General features: G+C 45.7%; 12 protein-coding genes. 8 read left to right on the top strand and 4 right to left on the bottom strand.

Translation table 11 applies throughout. The annotated features are described in order from the left end of the window. Positions 1-115: 115 nt before the first annotated feature. Both OCV56_RS00380 and OCV56_RS00375 read right to left on the bottom strand, forming a co-directional pair. Positions 116-895: a class I SAM-dependent methyltransferase gene (locus OCV56_RS00380; RefSeq protein WP_086711572.1), complete on the bottom strand. Its 780-nt coding sequence runs from the start codon at positions 893-895 to the stop codon at positions 116-118. Between the two features lie 112 nt (positions 896-1,007). Continuing rightward, positions 1,008-4,130 (bottom strand): EAL domain-containing protein, encoded by a 3,123-nt coding sequence (locus OCV56_RS00375; protein WP_086711570.1) that lies wholly within the window; start codon positions 4,128-4,130, stop codon positions 1,008-1,010. A gap of 126 nt (positions 4,131-4,256) precedes the next feature. Here OCV56_RS00375 and asnC point away from each other — a divergent pair, with 126 nt between their 5' ends. Further along, positions 4,257-4,721 (top strand): transcriptional regulator AsnC, encoded by a 465-nt coding sequence (gene asnC / locus OCV56_RS00370; protein WP_008218581.1) that lies wholly within the window; start codon positions 4,257-4,259, stop codon positions 4,719-4,721. A 68-nt stretch (positions 4,722-4,789) separates the two neighbouring features. Here the strand turns inward: asnC and prlC are convergent, their stop codons facing one another. Next, the gene (gene prlC / locus OCV56_RS00365; protein ID WP_086711568.1) at positions 4,790-6,832 is read right to left on the bottom strand and encodes an oligopeptidase A; all 2,043 of its coding nucleotides are present in this window, start codon (positions 6,830-6,832) and stop codon (positions 4,790-4,792) included. A gap of 279 nt (positions 6,833-7,111) precedes the next feature. Between prlC and OCV56_RS00360 the strand changes: the two genes are divergently transcribed. The 3 genes from OCV56_RS00360 to OCV56_RS00350 all read left to right on the top strand — a co-directional run bounded on the left by OCV56_RS00360 (position 7,112) and on the right by OCV56_RS00350 (position 9,876). Then, positions 7,112-7,951: a 23S rRNA (adenine(2030)-N(6))-methyltransferase RlmJ gene (locus tag OCV56_RS00360; RefSeq protein ID WP_086711565.1), complete on the top strand. Its 840-nt coding sequence runs from the start codon at positions 7,112-7,114 to the stop codon at positions 7,949-7,951. A gap of 188 nt (positions 7,952-8,139) precedes the next feature. Then, complete coding sequence (gene gorA / locus OCV56_RS00355) at positions 8,140-9,495, top strand: glutathione-disulfide reductase (protein WP_086711563.1); 1,356 nt, start codon at positions 8,140-8,142, stop codon at positions 9,493-9,495. Between the two features lie 129 nt (positions 9,496-9,624). Continuing rightward, a complete protein-coding gene (locus tag OCV56_RS00350; RefSeq protein ID WP_086711561.1) occupies positions 9,625-9,876 on the top strand; it encodes a DUF6482 family protein in 252 nt (83 codons plus the stop codon). A 76-nt stretch (positions 9,877-9,952) separates the two neighbouring features. Here OCV56_RS00350 and OCV56_RS00345 read toward each other — a convergent pair whose 3' ends face one another. Then, a complete protein-coding gene (locus OCV56_RS00345) occupies positions 9,953-11,194 on the bottom strand; it encodes an NADH:ubiquinone reductase (Na(+)-transporting) subunit B (RefSeq protein ID WP_086711558.1) in 1,242 nt (413 codons plus the stop codon). A 341-nt stretch (positions 11,195-11,535) separates the two neighbouring features. Here OCV56_RS00345 and OCV56_RS00340 point away from each other — a divergent pair, with 341 nt between their 5' ends. From OCV56_RS00340 to OCV56_RS00325, 4 genes are read left to right on the top strand one after another with little or no spacing between them, the layout of a single operon-like run. Continuing rightward, positions 11,536-12,828 carry a serine/threonine protein kinase gene (locus OCV56_RS00340; RefSeq protein ID WP_167373142.1) on the top strand — a complete coding sequence of 431 codons (1,293 nt, stop codon included), beginning with the start codon at positions 11,536-11,538 and terminating at the stop codon, positions 12,826-12,828. 2 nt (positions 12,829-12,830) lie between these two features. Further along, entirely contained in the window at positions 12,831-14,267 is a 1,437-nt protein-coding gene (locus OCV56_RS00335; RefSeq protein WP_143691553.1) for a chromosome partitioning protein ParA, read from the top strand. Next, on the top strand, positions 14,267-14,839 hold the full coding sequence (locus OCV56_RS00330) for an ECF-type sigma factor (protein WP_086711555.1): 573 nt from the start codon (positions 14,267-14,269) through the stop codon (positions 14,837-14,839). The genes OCV56_RS00335 and OCV56_RS00330 overlap by 1 nt, the downstream gene beginning before the upstream one ends. 1 nt (position 14,840) lies before the next feature. Then, positions 14,841-16,391, top strand: a complete 1,551-nt coding sequence (locus tag OCV56_RS00325; protein WP_086711553.1) for a hypothetical protein — start codon at positions 14,841-14,843, stop codon at positions 16,389-16,391. Positions 16,392-16,617 lie beyond the last annotated feature (226 nt).

The raw sequence follows: 16,617 nt of genomic DNA, 5'->3' as shown, positions 1-16,617 counted from the left end.
TGATTCTTAGTTAGATATACATCCGTAACGCGACTATCGCAAGTGTTAAATGGCATTTTATCGTATTTATGACGGGAAATTTTCTTAGCGTGTCTCTAAGTTATTGATGCTTTATCTAAGTCATTGATGCTTTCACATACACATCAAAACGATTCTTTTTGGTTTCGATTGCCATGCTCGGCTTTTGCTCGTGTAACCAAGCCGCATAATCGGGTCTTTTAACCACAACTCGCTTCGATGCCAACTTCATCGCCGGTTCAAATAGACCATCAGCATCCAGATCCGCACCCACTAAAGATTGGAATACGCGCATCTCTTTTTTGACCAAAGCTGATTTCTTTTTGTTCTCAGGGTGCGGGTACATTGGATCGAGGTACACCACATCAGGCTGTTCAAAATTAGGATCGTTACTAAGCTTATCCAACGCATCATGGCTCGAAGCGTGAATCAACGTCATACGTTCGCTTACCCAACCACCAATATCAGGGTCTTGCTGTGCACGCTGTAATCCATCATCAAGCAACGCTGCAACAACAGGGTGACGCTCGACCATTTGCACCTTACAACCTAGAGAAGCCAGTACAAATGCATCACGCCCTAAGCCAGCCGTACCATCAAGAATGGTTGGCGTAGCACCTTTATTTAAACCTGCCGCCTTGGCAATAGCTTGACCTTTACCGCCACCAAACTTACGTCGATGACCAACCGCGCCGCCAACTAAATCAACGAAGATAGCCCCTAACTTGGGTTCGTCTACTTTGCGTAGCTCAAGGCGTTCGCTAGTCAGCACCAAAGCAAATTCGCTGCTTTCGTCGTGAGATAAATTCCAACGGGTCGCTAAGTCATTCAGATGATCGATTTGTGTAGCATCTTCGCAAATCAGTTGTAGTTGCAAGGTCGTCTCCAACAGACAGTAGTATTCAAAACAAAAGAGGCAACCAGTTTACCTGATCGCCTCAACAATACATATTAGCGGTGAAAGGTAATCCCAGCTAAAGTCGGCTTACCTAAACCAATGGCTCTATCTCGCGTTCTTGCCTTAACTCTTCAACGAGCTCCGCCAGTGGCTTAGGTCGTCCTATGATGTAGCCCTGCGCGTAGTTCACACCAAGCTCGATCAGCTTGTCGATGATCTGGGTATTTTCAACGAATTCAGCCACGGTGTGCTTGCCCATCTGCTTAGCAAGATCATTAATCGAGCGAACCATCACATGGTCCATCTCATTGACATCAATATCACGTACAAATAGACCATCGATCTTTACAATATCGACGGGCAGTTTTTTCAGATAACCAAATGACGATAGCCCTGAACCGAAATCATCCAATGCAATCATGCAACCGAGCTCTTTGATCCGAGTGAAGAATTTGATCGCCTGCTTCATGTTACTCATGGCGGCCGTTTCGGTGATTTCTAAACAAACCTTATGACACGGTATAGATGAATCCCTTAAGCTCTCTATCAAGAACTCTACAAACTCACGATTACCCATCGAGTGGCCGGAAAGGTTGATTGAACACATCCCCAGTTCTTCAATTATCTCTGGACGTTGCTCCAACCAACTCAAGGTTTGACTAACGACTTGTCGGTCAATCAAATGCGCGATGTTATAACGCTCTGAGGCTGGCATGAAGATCCCCGGGGAGATGTATTCCCCTTTGATGTTCTTGATGCGTACCAAGATCTCAAAGTGCATTTTATCGCTGTCTTCATCTAAACCAAGAATACGCTGCGCAAACAGCTCTAAGCGATCGTTAGCCAAGGCTTCATGCACTAGGTTGACGCACTCCATCTCAAGATGACGACGACGCAGGTCTTCATCGTCTTGATGGTAAAGGTTATAGCGATTACGTCCTTCTTCTTTGGCCGCGTGACACGCGGCATCCGCCTGAGCATGCACCATCTGCGGTGAAGCGGCAGTATGGTCAATCAATCGAATACCAATAGAACAAGTCAGATTGAGTCGAATATCATCCCACAAGAATGGATTCTCGCTCATCATCGAAATAATACTGCGACACACATTAACCGCATCTCGCTCAGTACAGTCTTTCATTAATACTGCAAATTCATCGCCACCCATTCGCGCTAACACCGCATTGTAAGGCAGTACATCTTCTAGCAGGTTGGCGCTAAACAAGATCGCAGCATCACCTGCTTCATGTCCCGCGGTGTCGTTCAAGACCTTCAACTGATCCAAATCTAAAAACAACATCGCATGAGTTCGCATGTGACTCTCAACCTCTTTAAGCGCTTTTTGCAGCTCTTGCTCAAAGTGGTTACGGTTGAAGGTGTCAGTCAGCAGGTCATAGCGAGCTTGATACTCTAACTTTTCAGAAAGCTCGTGCGTCTCGGTGATGTCTTCACCCACAATCAACAGCTTATCAGACTCGACCAACGGGCGGATATTTTCACGAATCCAGATCTTGCTGCCGTCGGCATGGCGATATTCGATATCACGACGCCACACACCACGAATTTTATGCTGTGGTTGCAACAAGATATGACGAGGAATCATCGCGTTCTCATCAACATAGAACTCTCTAGGACGATGCCCTAATAGCTGATCTAGTGGGTAACCCAAAAGCTCCTCGGCAAATTGGTTCACTTGTTGAATGCGATTATTGCCATCAAGTGTAATCATCATCACTGGCTGTTTGTCGTAATACAGCTTCAAGTTCGCTTCACGTTGGAACAGTTTATTCTCAGCAAGTTTACGCGAAGTCACGTCGCGCGCCTCAAATAGGAACTGAATGTCTTCCTCTTCACTGCCGGGCATCGGCTTCAATGAAATATCCAACACCATCGCACCGCGATCCCGACACCACACCTCGGCTTCAAATCGCAAGGCTGGGTGCTCATTTTTTGTGATGAAATATTCGGTTAACACTTCTCGTGCAGAATCTTCCCAGTGTTGGTGGTGCTGCAGCGGCGTTCCCAGTTTATAGCCTTGATTATAAAGCAGCTCATGCAGCTTGCTGTTGCTCGACAACAACACACCGCCCTTATCAATGATCCCCATGAACTGCAGGCTTTGGTCAAATATCGACTCAAGCAATAGTTGGCTTTGTCGACTAGCACGCTCGCTTTTCTTAAGACGATTGAGGTAATACACCAAGGTCGCGATGACGCACGACATAACCAAAAACAACAAACCCATGGTGCGAATTTCATCGCGATAGCGCACCAAAAATGACTTCGGCTTATTGAGGAAGGTCACCGAAGCTTCGTTCTCTGCGCCCAAGTCCCAACGTGAGATTTGTTGGTAATCGAGTTTTATTTCTGGCGCGCCAGCAACCACCAATGGCAATGGATCATTAGGATTGTTCAGTACACTCAATAGCACGCGTCCCGTATCTCGACCTTGCGTTTCACCACTTTGAATCACACCACCAATCGCACCAAAACCTAGCCCGAGATCGTGCACCATATACAACGGAATTTGGGTCTTTATGTTCAGTTGTCGCCAATCTTCATCGCTACTCACCCTACCTTGTGCATCGCGGTAGTACGCCCAAAACAGGAAGCTCTTTCCTAGGTCAGCACGTTGAGAAAAGGCCGTTAACTCTTGGTAAGAATCCGGCACATAATGCTCAACGAGGTCAGAAAAATCCGGGTGGGTTTTGATGAACAGATCGATTTGAGAACGAATGGCCTCACCCGTTACTGAATGATCGGTAACAATGTAGATTTTCTTTACGGTTGCTTGAAGGCGTTTAATCAGCTCTATGTTGCCTACCAAGTCTATATCTTCAGTAATGCCGGTAGCATTTAAGCCTTCAATCATTTTAGGGGAGAAATTGTTGATACCGCCAAAGATTACAGGGGTACCTTTGAGGTCGGGCGCGAGACGCTTCATTAGATTGAGTGCGTTATTATCACTAACCACAACCGCCGCAAACTCTTCGTGCATTAACTTGGTGTGATAAAGCTGGTACACACGCTCTAGGTATTCAGGATTTTGATACCGCTTACTATCAAGATAAACGACACGATAAGACAGCCCATCACGATCGAGCTCATCTGATAGTCCTTTATGGAAATCATCGGTCCAGAAAAAGCCTTGATGATAAGAGTGAATAACCAACACATCTTTTGCCTGAGCTGAAGCAAAAAAACTCCAACACATCACAATTAAAAATAACGAAAATCGCACTGAATTCACCCTAACCCGATAGTTACTGCTAATATTATCACCCTTGGCTATGATGTGTACTCAAGCCGGTATGTTTTTCATTCAATCTAAGGATTATGCATGTCCACAACCACAGCTCGTCTTGATGATCTAGACCGTGCCATTCTCAAAACTTTGATGGAAGATGCGCGTACTCCTTATGCTGAAATGGCAAAGCAGTTCGATGTCAGCCCTGCGACGATTCACGTTCGCATCGAAAAAATGAGATCAGCCGACATTATTGAGCGTACCGAGGTTGTGGTAAACACGAAAAAGCTAGGTTACGACGTATGTTGCTTTATTGGCATCAACCTGAATGCTGCCAAAGATTACCACTCGGCGATCGCTAAACTGAATGCCTTAGACGAAGTGGTTGAGGCGTACTACACCACAGGTGCTTACAATATCTTTGTAAAGCTGATGTGTAAGTCGATTGAAGAGCTGCAATTTGTATTGATCGATAAGCTGCAGGCGATCGATGAAGTGCAATCGACCGAGACACTGATTTCATTGCAGAACCCAATCAACCGCAACGTGAATCCATAATCGCTTAATAAATCGATACAAAAAGAGCCTCACAAGGAGGCTCTTTTTACATTCTGACCAGCACAATATTAAGCGCTGATACCTGCATGGCGCAGCATTGCGTCGATTTGTGGCTCACGACCACGGAAGCGTTTGAACAACTCCATAGGCTCTTCACTGCCACCCATTTCAAGGATGTTGTTTAGGAAGCGACTACCGGTTTCAGTGTTGAAGATACCCTCTTCTTCAAATGCTGAGAACGCATCTGCCGATAGCACTTCAGCCCAAAGGTAGCTGTAGTAACCCGCGCTATAGCCACCAGCAAAGATGTGGCCAAAGCTGTGTGAGAAGCGGTTCCAATCAAGGCTTGGCAGTACCGAAACCTTAGACTTAACATTGGCTAGCGTTTCTAATACGCGTGCGCCGACTTCTGGATCGTATTCTGTGTGTAACGTGAAATCGAACAGACCAAGCTCTAGCTGACGCAGGATAAACATCGCTGACTGGAAGTTCTTCGCCGCGAGCATCTTCTCTAACATCTCTTTTGGTAGCGCTTCACCAGTTTCAAAGTGACCAGAGATAAGCGACAGCGCTTCTTCTTCCCAACACCAGTTCTCTAAGAACTGACTTGGCAATTCAACCGCATCCCAAGGCACGCCATTGATGCCCGCAACTGCACCCGCTTCCACTTGCGTTAGCATATGGTGGATACCGTGACCGAATTCATGGAACAGAGTCACGACTTCATCGTGAGTAAATAGCGCTGGCTTGTCACCAACAGGCTTGTTGAAGTTACATGTTAGATAAGCCACTGGCGTTTGTAGCTCACCAGATTCAGTAATACGACGGCCGCGACAATCGTCCATCCAAGCGCCACCACGCTTGTGTTCACGCGCGTATAAATCTAGGTAGAAGCTGCCACGTAGAGCGCCTGTCGCATCAAAGATATCAAAGAAGCGTACAGACTCATGCCAAGTATCCACACCTTCACGCTCTGTTACCGACATACCAAACACGCGGTTCAATACCTCAAACAAACCTGATACGACATTTGATTCAGGGAAGTAAGGACGAAGCTCTTCATCAGAGATCTCGAACAAGTTCTGTTTTTGTTTCTCGCTGTAGTAAGCGATGTCCCACAGGTTTAGCTCAGAGACACCAAACTCTTTCTCAGCAAACTGACGTAGCTCTTCTACTTCACGCTCACCTTGCGGTTTGGCTTTTACTGCTAGGTCGTTAAGGAAACCAAGTACTTGGTCTGGCGTTTCTGCCATCTTGGTCGACAGTGATTTCTCGCTGTAGGTACTGAAACCCAGCATGCGAGCGATCTCGTGACGCAGCTTAAGTTGCTCAGTGATGATCTCAGTATTGTCCCACTTACCAGCATTTGGACCACGATCAGAAGCACGTGTTACGTACGCTTCATAAAGCTCTTTACGCAGTTCTTGGTTATCACAGTAGGTCATCACAGGTAAGTATGATGGGATATCCAAAGTCAGTAGGTATCCTTCTTGCTCTTTAGACTCCGCTGTGGCTTGCGCTGCCGCCAGTGCTGATTCAGGCATACCCGCCAGTTCAGCTACGTCTGTGATCTGCTTGCTCCAACCCATGGTTGCATCAAGCACGTTATTTGAGAATTGAGAACCTAGCTCAGACTGGCGCTTGCTGATCTCGCCGTAGCGGTGCTGCTCGTCAGCTGGCAAGCCAATGCCTGACAATTCAAAATCACGCAGAGCGTCGGTAATGGTTTTTTGTTGAGCTCGATTTAATCCAGAGAATGCTTCACTCGCCTTGATCGCTTTGTACGCTTCAAACAGACCTTTGTGTTGACCAACCCACGTGCCGTACTCAGACAGCAAAGGTAAACAGCTCTCATACGCTTCACGTAACTGGTCGCTGTTCACAACTGAGTTCATGTGACTTACTGGTGACCAAACACGGCCTAAACGATCATCCACTTCTTCAATCGGAGCAACGAGGTTGTCCCAGCTTGGTGAAGTATTACCTTCAAGTACTTGTTCGATCTTGTTGCGACACACTTCAATCACTTGCTCAACTGCTGGCTTTACGTGCTCAGGCTTGATCTGTGAAAACGGAGGTAGGTCCGTGAAGGTTAATAGCGGATTAGACATATAAACATTCCTTTGGCTTTAGAGACTTTCGTCTTTTTTGTAATGAGGTCGTCTTACAGTCACCAGGCTAAAGTTCGCCCTAAAAAATCACCTGCGAATAGTTATTAAATAGTGCCCAACAAGGCAAATTTCAATAGTAGAACCAATAACTAACTGCATATTGCTAGCGACTGTTCCTGAATTGTTCGAGAATTTATGGCCCATTGGGGGTTATAATAGTCAGATTAACCCCACCTACACTAACCACACTCTAAATCGAGAGTGTTACGAGAGTTTAATTTGTTAAGTTATCGCCACAGCTTCCACGCAGGCAACCATGCCGACGTAGTAAAGCATATCGTACAGAGCCTTATTCTTAATTCTTTGAAACAGAAGGATAAGCCTTTTGTTTACCATGACACTCACTCTGGTGTAGGTCGTTACGACTTAACGCATGAATGGTCTGAAAAAACTGGCGAATACAAGCAAGGTATCGCTCGCGTCTGGGAACAGCAAAATCTTCCTGAAGACATTCAAAGCTACCTTGAGTCTATCTCAACGCTAAACAACGGCGACAAGCTGCGCTACTACCCAGGTTCACCGCGTGTTGCTCGCGCCCACCTACGTGACCAGGACCGTATGGTATTGACCGAGCTTCACCCAGCGGACCACCCACTGCTTGAGCAAGAGTTCCACCGCGATCGTCAGGTATCGATCTACAAAGAAGATGGCTTTAAGCGTCTAAAAGCAAGCCTGCCGCCAAAAGAACGCCGCGGCTTAGTGCTGATCGACCCACCGTACGAGCTTGCAAAAGAGTACCGTGATGTGGTGACAGCCATTGCTCAAAGCCATAAGCGCTGGGCGACCGGTATCTACGCTATTTGGTACCCAGTGGTAAATCGCTGTGACATCGAAGATATGATCGAAGGCTTAGAAAGCTTAGGTATCAACAAGATTCTACAGATCGAACTTGGCGTATCACCAGACACCAACGAGCGCGGAATGACGGCATCTGGCATGATCGTGATTAACCCGCCTTGGAAGCTAGAAAGTCAAATGAATGAGATTCTTCCATTCTTGAAAGAAGCAATTGCACCGGCAACCGGTCACTTCAAAGTAGAGTGGATCGTACCCGAGTAATCTCGAACTTAACGTCATAGTCTGACGAATATTCAGCAGATTGTGACGTACACGAATAAATTTTAAACAGGGAGATTGAGTTCAACCGATCTGCCCTCAATATAATAATTAGACAATTTAAGAATCTATAGGACGTAGGTGTTCAGTGCGCTCACTGTACCCACAGACTTCAATAAATGGAGAAAGTAATGGCGACTCATTTTGATTACATCTGTATCGGCGGCGGTTCAGGCGGCATCGCATCAGCAAACCGCGCGGCAATGCACGGTGCAAAAGTTGCACTTATCGAAGCTCAAGACCTTGGTGGTACTTGTGTAAACGTTGGTTGTGTTCCTAAAAAGGTAATGTGGCACGGTGCTCAAGTCGCTGAAGCTATCAACCTATACTCTGAAGACTACGGCTTTGATGTTGACGTAAAAGGCTTCAACTGGGGCAAACTGGTTGAAAACCGCCAAGCGTACATTGGTCGTATCCACCAATCTTACGACCGCGTACTAGGCAACAACAAAGTAAACGTAATCAAAGGCTTTGCTAAGTTCGTTGATGAGAAGACTGTTGAAGTTAACGGCGAACACTACACTGCAGATCACATCCTGATCGCAGTAGGTGGCCGTCCAACGATTCCAAACATCCCAGGTGCTGAATACGGCATCGACTCGAACGGCTTCTTCGACCTGATGGAGCAACCAAAACGCGTTGCGGTTATCGGTGCGGGCTACATCGCAGTTGAGATCGCAGGCGTTCTAAGCGCGCTTGGCACAGAAACACACCTGTTCTGCCGTAAAGAATCTCCACTACGTAGCTTCGATCCAATGATCATCGAAACGCTAGTAGAAGTAATGGAAGCAGAAGGTCCAACACTTCACACGCACTCAGTGCCTAAAGAAGTTGTGAAAGAAGCAGACGGCACGCTGACTCTACACCTAGAGAACGGCAGCACTCAAAACGTTGACCACCTAATCTGGGCTATCGGTCGCCACCCGGCAACTGACGCGATCAACCTAGCATCAACTGGCGTAGAGACTAACGACCGTGGCTACATCAAAGTAGATGAGTTCCAAGCGACTAACGTTCCAGGCATCTACTGTGTTGGTGACATCATGGAAGGCGGTATCGAGCTAACTCCTGTAGCAGTTAAAGCAGGTCGTCAGCTTTCTGAGCGTCTATTCAACGGTCAAACCAACGCGAAGATGGACTACAACCTAGTTCCTACTGTTGTATTCAGCCACCCACCTATCGGCACTATTGGTCTAACGACTCAAGAAGCTGAAGAGCAGTACGGCAAAGACAACATCAAGGTTTACACATCTGGCTTCACTGCGATGTACACAGCAGTAACCAAACACCGTCAACCTTGTAAGATGAAGCTAGTATGTGCTGGCGAAGAAGAGACAGTCGTTGGCCTACACGGCATCGGCTTCACTGTTGATGAGATGATTCAAGGCTTCGGCGTTGCAATGAAGATGGGCGCAACCAAAGCAGACTTCGATTCTGTTGTGGCAATCCACCCTACAGGCTCAGAAGAGTTTGTTACGATGCGTTAATCAACGCCTTTAGTTGATACTTTAAGAAGCAGTCCTTGGGGCTGCTTTTTTTATGCCCGCTCTGAACCTTGGCTATCGATTCGACGTAACACAAATATCCACCTACCTAGAACAGTAATGGAGTTTGTTATGAATCTACTAATTGAATCATTTGAAGGCGGAATTTACTTGGCTTACCAAGTCGTTGACGAGCAAAAGCAGTTAATTAAAGACGACCACCAGCACCCGATGAAGTTTTTGAGTGTAAACCAAGCGCGTGATCACTTTAGCGATCAAGGCGTATCGTCAGCAACACTGATACATAACAGCGCTTACGATGAGATGTGTGGTGAGCACTGTGGCAGTACACAACCGTTCGAGATTGATTTGAAGTGGAGTTAAATCAACTTCAAATCAATCGTGATAAAAATGGAAAGGCTTGCACTAGTGCAAGCCTTTTTCTTTTGGGTCATATTTCTTATCGTGCTGTGCGTTTTTGTCTGCGTTTGATATTTTGCTCTTTCACGACAAAGTCGAACAGCGGAGCAAACAGGTTAGCAAACAAGATCGCGAGCATAATCCCCTCAGGGTAAGCAGGGTTGAGCACTCGAATACCGACCGTCATTACACCAATCAAAATCCCATAAGCCCACTTACTCTGATTGGTAAACGCGGCAGAAACTGGATCGGTTGCCATAAAGAAGGTACCAAAGGCAACACCACCCAACACAAAGTGCCAGTAGAACGGCATCGAGAACATCGAGTTAGTCTCTGAGCCAATCCAGTTCATCAAGCTAGAGGTCACCACAAGGCCGACAATCACACCCGCGACAATGCGCCAAGAGGCTATCTTCATCACAATAAGAATCACACCAGTTAGCATAATAAGCAATGAAGACACTTCGCCCATCGAGCCTGGAATATTACCGATAAAGGCATCCATCCAAGTGATTGCTTCACCTGTCATGTTATTGATCAGCGACGAGCTACCACCCTCATACCATTGGCTCAGCGGAGTCGCGCCTGAATAGCCGTCAGCAGCAACCCATACCAAGCCACCTGACATATTGGCGGGATAGGCGAAGTAAAGGAAGGCCCGGCCAGCCAATGCGGGGTTAAGGAAATTCCGCCCAGTACCACCGAATAGTTCCTTAGCAACAACGATACCAAAAGTGATACCTAATGCGGCTTGCCATAAAGGGATAGTTGGCGGAAGAATTGAGGCAAAAAGAACCGAACTAACAAAGAAGCCTTCATTAACCTCGTGTTTTCGCACAACCGCAAATAAAACTTCCCAAAAGCCACCCACCACAAACACTGTGGCATAAACAGGAACAAAGTAGAGAGCACCGAGAAACATCTGGCTTCCCCAACCACCGGAAACTAAAGCTTCAGCACTACCAAACGCCCACGATAAGCGCCAACTGCTGTCGATGATGGAAGCTAGCTCGGTGCCAGAATAAGTAGCCGTTAACCCCATCATGGCTTGATGGCCTACATTGTACATACCCCAGAACATTGCGGGAAAAGTTGCTAGCCACACCAGAATCATGATTCGTTTCAGATCAATGCTGTCTCGAACATGGGTTACTCCACGGTTGACGTTACCGGGTGTGTATAAGATGGTCACAAAAGCCTCATATACAGGGTAGAGCTTTTCGTACTGACCACCCGCTTCGAATTGAGGGGATATACCCTCTAACCACTTATTCAATTTCATATCTTTTTAACCTCATTGATGTGAGTAAACAGCAATACGAAACAAATACAGTTAGAGAGCAATTTTCATACTCAACACTAATAAAGCAGATCTTTAACCAACTATTTTCAGCCGATACTTGAAAGAAAATGAAGAATCAAACTTTGGGAGAAGATCACATAATAACTTTTTCACATCATCTCTCAAAAATGCGACTCGTTAGCTCATTTTTTTATATGTAGTTGATAAAAATGTCGAAAAAGCATCTAAAACTCTTATAGAATGCCCGCACAATAAGAAACATAAAAAGATCAGTTGTGCAAAATACAAGCAGTGGCTCCACTGAGGTTTTTTATCACCTCATGGATCTCTCCGACGTACAGAAAAATCTCTACCTAGAACGACTAGAACAAGAGCAACCCAACTTATATCAACAAGTACTTCCTCTCATTAACGAAGTACCTTCAGAGCAGATCACATCGCTGCTCGGCTTTTACGCACAACAAGCAACAGACAGCGAGCTCAACCTCACCGGTACCTTAGTCGACAAATACTATATCTCTCATGAACTCGGTCGTGGTGGTATGGGAATTGTCTATTCAGCCAGTCGAGCGGATAGAACCTTTGAACAAGATTTGGCGGTGAAATTCATTCAGCCCGCTCTCTCACATATCCTCGGTGAACACGCTCTGTTTCAAGAAGCGCAATTACTCGCACACCTAAACCATCCATGTATCGCTAAAGTGTTTGACGGAGGAGTCTACCAAGAGTCGGTATACATTGTGATGGAACGGGTTGAAGGGCAAACACTTTCTCTGTACTTACAGAATCGTTCTTTGAGTGAAAAACAGAAGCTCCGTTTATTTAAAGAGATTTGTTCGGCGATTGAACATGCCCACCAAAAACAGGTACTACACGCTGATCTCAAACCTGAAAATATCTTAATTGATCCTCTTGGTTCTCCTAAGATTTTGGATTTCAACCTCACTCAAAAGGTTAAGCAACCCGTATTCGATCAAAATACCGACGTGTCTCTGTTCACGGCTTACAGTAAAGCCTTCGCCAGTCCAGAACAGGCTGCGGGGCAGTTTCTTACTCAGCAAAGTGATATCTATTCATTGGGTAGGATTCTGGCACTGATCTTCGATTCTTCGCCCAATTTTGATATCGACCTGATCGTAGAAAAAGCCACACATCATGAACCATACCGACGCTATGCCAGTGTCGGTGAGCTACGCCAAGATATCGTGCGAATACTAGAATGTCGCCCGATATCATTGAGAGAGAAACACCCCGTCCATACGCTTATTAAGCTGTTGAAACGTCGTCCAGTACAAAGTGCCCTAACTATTCTTTTATTGCTGTCAGGTACCACGTTCTCAACGGCTATTTTCAATAAAAACCTACAACTCCAGAAAGAGAAACAGGTTGCTGAAGAGATGATGTACGAGGTAACGAGCCTTCTATTTCACGCTAAAGGCAGCGATGCAGCAAAAATGTCAGTCGGCACAATGCTAGAACTCACACGACGCCGGATATTATCGAACCCTGACTTACCCAAAGATGTAAAACAGAAAATGCTGCTGGCGATGCTGACGCCTTCACCAGAAAAGTCTGTGACCAATAAAAACAAAGAAAAGTCATCCAATAACTGATTATGAAAATAAACCTTTTGTCCTTTATCGCAATATACGCGACCAGCCTTAATGCTCACGCTACTGACAGTAAACCTTTGACTGGATACTTTATTGATTCTCCGGTCTCTGGCCTCTATTACGAGACTAGCTCAAACCTCTCTGGCACCACAGATAAAGGAGCATTCCAATACAACTCAGGTGACATCGTTAGCTTTTTCATAGGTACCGATAATTCAGGATACCTACTGACTACATTGTCAGGACAAGAAGTCATCACTCCAACCTTATCTTCGACACGCCCAAGCCGTAGCATCAACATGACTCGATTGCTGCTGTCACTAGATGACACACCAGAGCATCGTGATGAGATCATCTTGGCCAGTAAGGTGTTATCTGATGTTGAATTTCAAAAGAAACTTAAGAAGTTAGATTTGAGCTACTTAGATGGTCAAGAACTCGGCATTGATCTGGTTTCAGTCAAAGAGGCCGCAAAGCACCTAAATCAAAGCCAAGAGTACATTAAGAATAACTTTGCCTCTGAGGAGATCATCTTCTCTCCCAGAGACAAAGTACTTCACAATATCATCATCGCGAAGAAAGATTATGCAGGAAGAGCGTGTTTCTACGATTTAGCCCATCATGCGAATCCAAAATACGAAGGACCAATTGGTGAGCTGAGCTATACGATCACAGATACAGAACTTATTCAGTATCCAGGAACAGGCGATTACTTTAAAGGTTGTAACCTACGTCCTTACCACACACCTCAAGAAATCATCCGTGAGCCTCTTTCCGTCGGTGATGGTTGGACCGGATTCACCAGTTGTGCCCAGAAGGGGTGTACTCGCCACGATCTAAGTGGTTTTTCTATTGAAGACTACAACGATGAAGGCGACTGGAAATATCGTACCGTCGCTTTGGATTTCGATACCGAGACCGAACTCTTGATGGAGAAGACCCAAGGCTTGGGCCAAAAAGAATATATTCGCCACCCGAATAAAGCAGAAATGATCTGGTTTACTTACACCAATGAGCGCGGGAACCACATCCCCTATGAGGGTATCTGGCAACACACTCAGTATCAGCAAACCGACATAATTACTGAATGCTTATTGATTAAAGATAAACGTATTATGTTAGGCAACAACGATGGCGAAACCTGCCCGACAAACCACCAGAAATACACTCAAGATGTGACCGAGAAGTTTGGGGATATGTGGTGGCTGACCAATGCAGAACCAACGGCCTCTCTTGCTCAAATGAACGTTGCTGTTCGTTGGTATGATTCCGTACCTCAACAACATTTCACAGCGTGGGAATATCTACCAGCAGGTAAAGACTGGGACCAAGGCATACTCTACAGATTCAAACAAAAAATTTCGCTAAATCCAGATAAATCTCATAATATCAGCACCCTATCTGTTTCTGAGTTTACTAAAGTGAGGTCTAACAGCTAATGGCAACTGCAACCCCAAACATCACACAGATCATCCAACAGTGGCAATCCGGCGACAAAAGTGCTGAAGCCGATTTGTATCAGTTCGCTTACTTACAGTTGAGGCAAATAGCGCAACAAGAGCGCTCACGCAGTGCTCAAAAGTACGGTACAGACAACCAAGTACTCAGTGACAGCATGAATAGCACCACCGCCTTAATCCATGATGCATACCTCAAGATCTCATCTTCAGATTTGCATTCAATCGAGAATAAGAAAGACTTTTTCTTAATGGCGGCGAAAGTGATGCGCCAAATACTGATTGATAACGCTCGTCACCTTCAAGCACAAAAGCGTCAACAAATGACCATTTTGAGAGACAATGAAGGGGATAAGTTTGAGCAGTTTATGATGATGGATAAAGCGCTCGATAATTTCAGCGCCCACTACCCACGTCAATCTAAGGCACTAAAACTAAAATACCTTATGGGAATGCGAAACCGTGAGATCAGTGAACTGCTTGAGTGCAGTGCAAGTTTGATTGAAAAAGATCTCAAGTTCTCTCGTTGTTGGTTGCAAAGTAAACTGGTTTAAAATGAAAAAGCGCCTTTGTTTCTTGTTCGCATCTGGCTGTGGAGCATTAGTTCTTCTGCCACCTTGGCTTGCTTCTGAAGAAGTGAATGCCTCCCTTTTAATCGGTGATAGCTCATTACCATCAGTTAGACTCGCGGTTGCTAAAGCCGAACAGGCCGTTGTGAGTGCCGAGCCAGCGCAAAGTCGAACATCGTCAGAGGCATTGATAAAAAGCAAAGTCGAGCAACCCCTATCAGGGGAGGGACTCTCGACTTCTTCTTTCGAAAGCCCAACGAATTTATCGGAAAGATCTGCTGATAAGTTTTACAGTGATACCGAAACCTTAATTGTCGCTGACGACAAAGACCGTACTGGCCACAACCAAAAACCGCAAGTAAACCCAGCGGTCCAGCAAAGTATTCAGCACGAAATCAATCAATGGTCCTTTACGGAAAACTCTCCGATTAACTACTCTATTGATGTTACAGGCCTATTTGAAGATCCTGATGATGACTTGCTGACAATACAAGTTGCCGTCAATCATCCAAAGTTTTCTATTTCAAACCTCGGAGGAAGAACCAGCGTCCGAGGCACCCCGAAAGTTGGAGAAGCACCGACTCAGCTGATAGCTCGCGCTAAAGATGATTACCATGGCTCAGAAGAAAATGCTTGGGTTGCCACCAGTTTTTCCCTTCCTTCAATGTCTTCAGGCTTAGAGGAAGATGGCTTACACCCGTTGATTGGCGACACTTGGTATCGACTCGAGACCAACCATCAATTTGCAGGCAAGACCTACAACTATGAAAAGGTCTACTGCGAAGCGTTTAAGTTCATCAATGACGAAGTATTCTTTGCCTCTTCAAGTACTTTAACAACCTGCCCGAGTGAGCACGAGCTGCGTAAAGTTGGAGGGTATCATGTTGATGGCAATACCTTGGTTGTCTCTAGCAATCAGTCAATGTTTGACGCCGACATGCGCTGGACAATTTTGGAGACTTACCCAAATCACCCAACCTTCACTACCGCTTATGTCACTCAAGTTAAAATGGGCAATGAGTATGAAACTTACACGGTGGCCTCGAAAGCGCAAATAGAACAGCGCATAAACACTGTGACAGGATTAGAAGCTCTGCAGCTAACACCACTCAACTATATGTATTTAGCTAACGATGGTCACTACTACCTAGGCTGGTATGGCATGCATATTGGTAACTACCAACTCAGTGACCCAGCTTGGCCAGATCGAATGGACGGCGACCTCAATGTCCAATCCTACAACACCACGATTATTTGCGAAGATTTACTCAGTAAGTTTGATCACTACTCAGTTGGCGGGCAAGGGGTATACGGCGACATCATTGGCCAAACCATCGGCGAAAACTTCGAGCCAATCAAGTGTGCAGAGCGTCCATTAGGCCACCTTCAGTACTCTTTCTTCGACGTCGATTTCTTAGAGTTTGATGAATTCAAACATGGCGAAGTATTTAGCATAATACTTCGCCCTAAAAAAGAGTGGCGCCATAAGGTTGAAGAAATGAAGCTCAACGTTAGGTATCTAGACCCTGACGCTTAAAAGCTCCACAATGCCTGTAAGCCAGTACTGAAAGTGAACGTGTCGGCTTCAGGCAGCGTCGTACTATTTTACTCAATCACATGCTCTGGACACTTCCCGTCGGTCATCGCCTACAGTAGATAGTACCCACTATTTCCCGTACCTGACTAAATACATTGTTGGTAACCGAATATCACATACCAAACCTAGGTGTAACCTCTACCTCCAATTCAGAACGCACCGTTCC

The sequence above is a fragment of the Vibrio gigantis genome, from assembly GCF_024347515.1.
Classification (GTDB): Bacteria; Pseudomonadota; Gammaproteobacteria; order Enterobacterales; family Vibrionaceae; genus Vibrio; species Vibrio gigantis.
The sequence above is the reverse complement of the archived record's forward strand: the minus strand, read 5'-3'. Positions and strand labels throughout refer to the sequence as shown.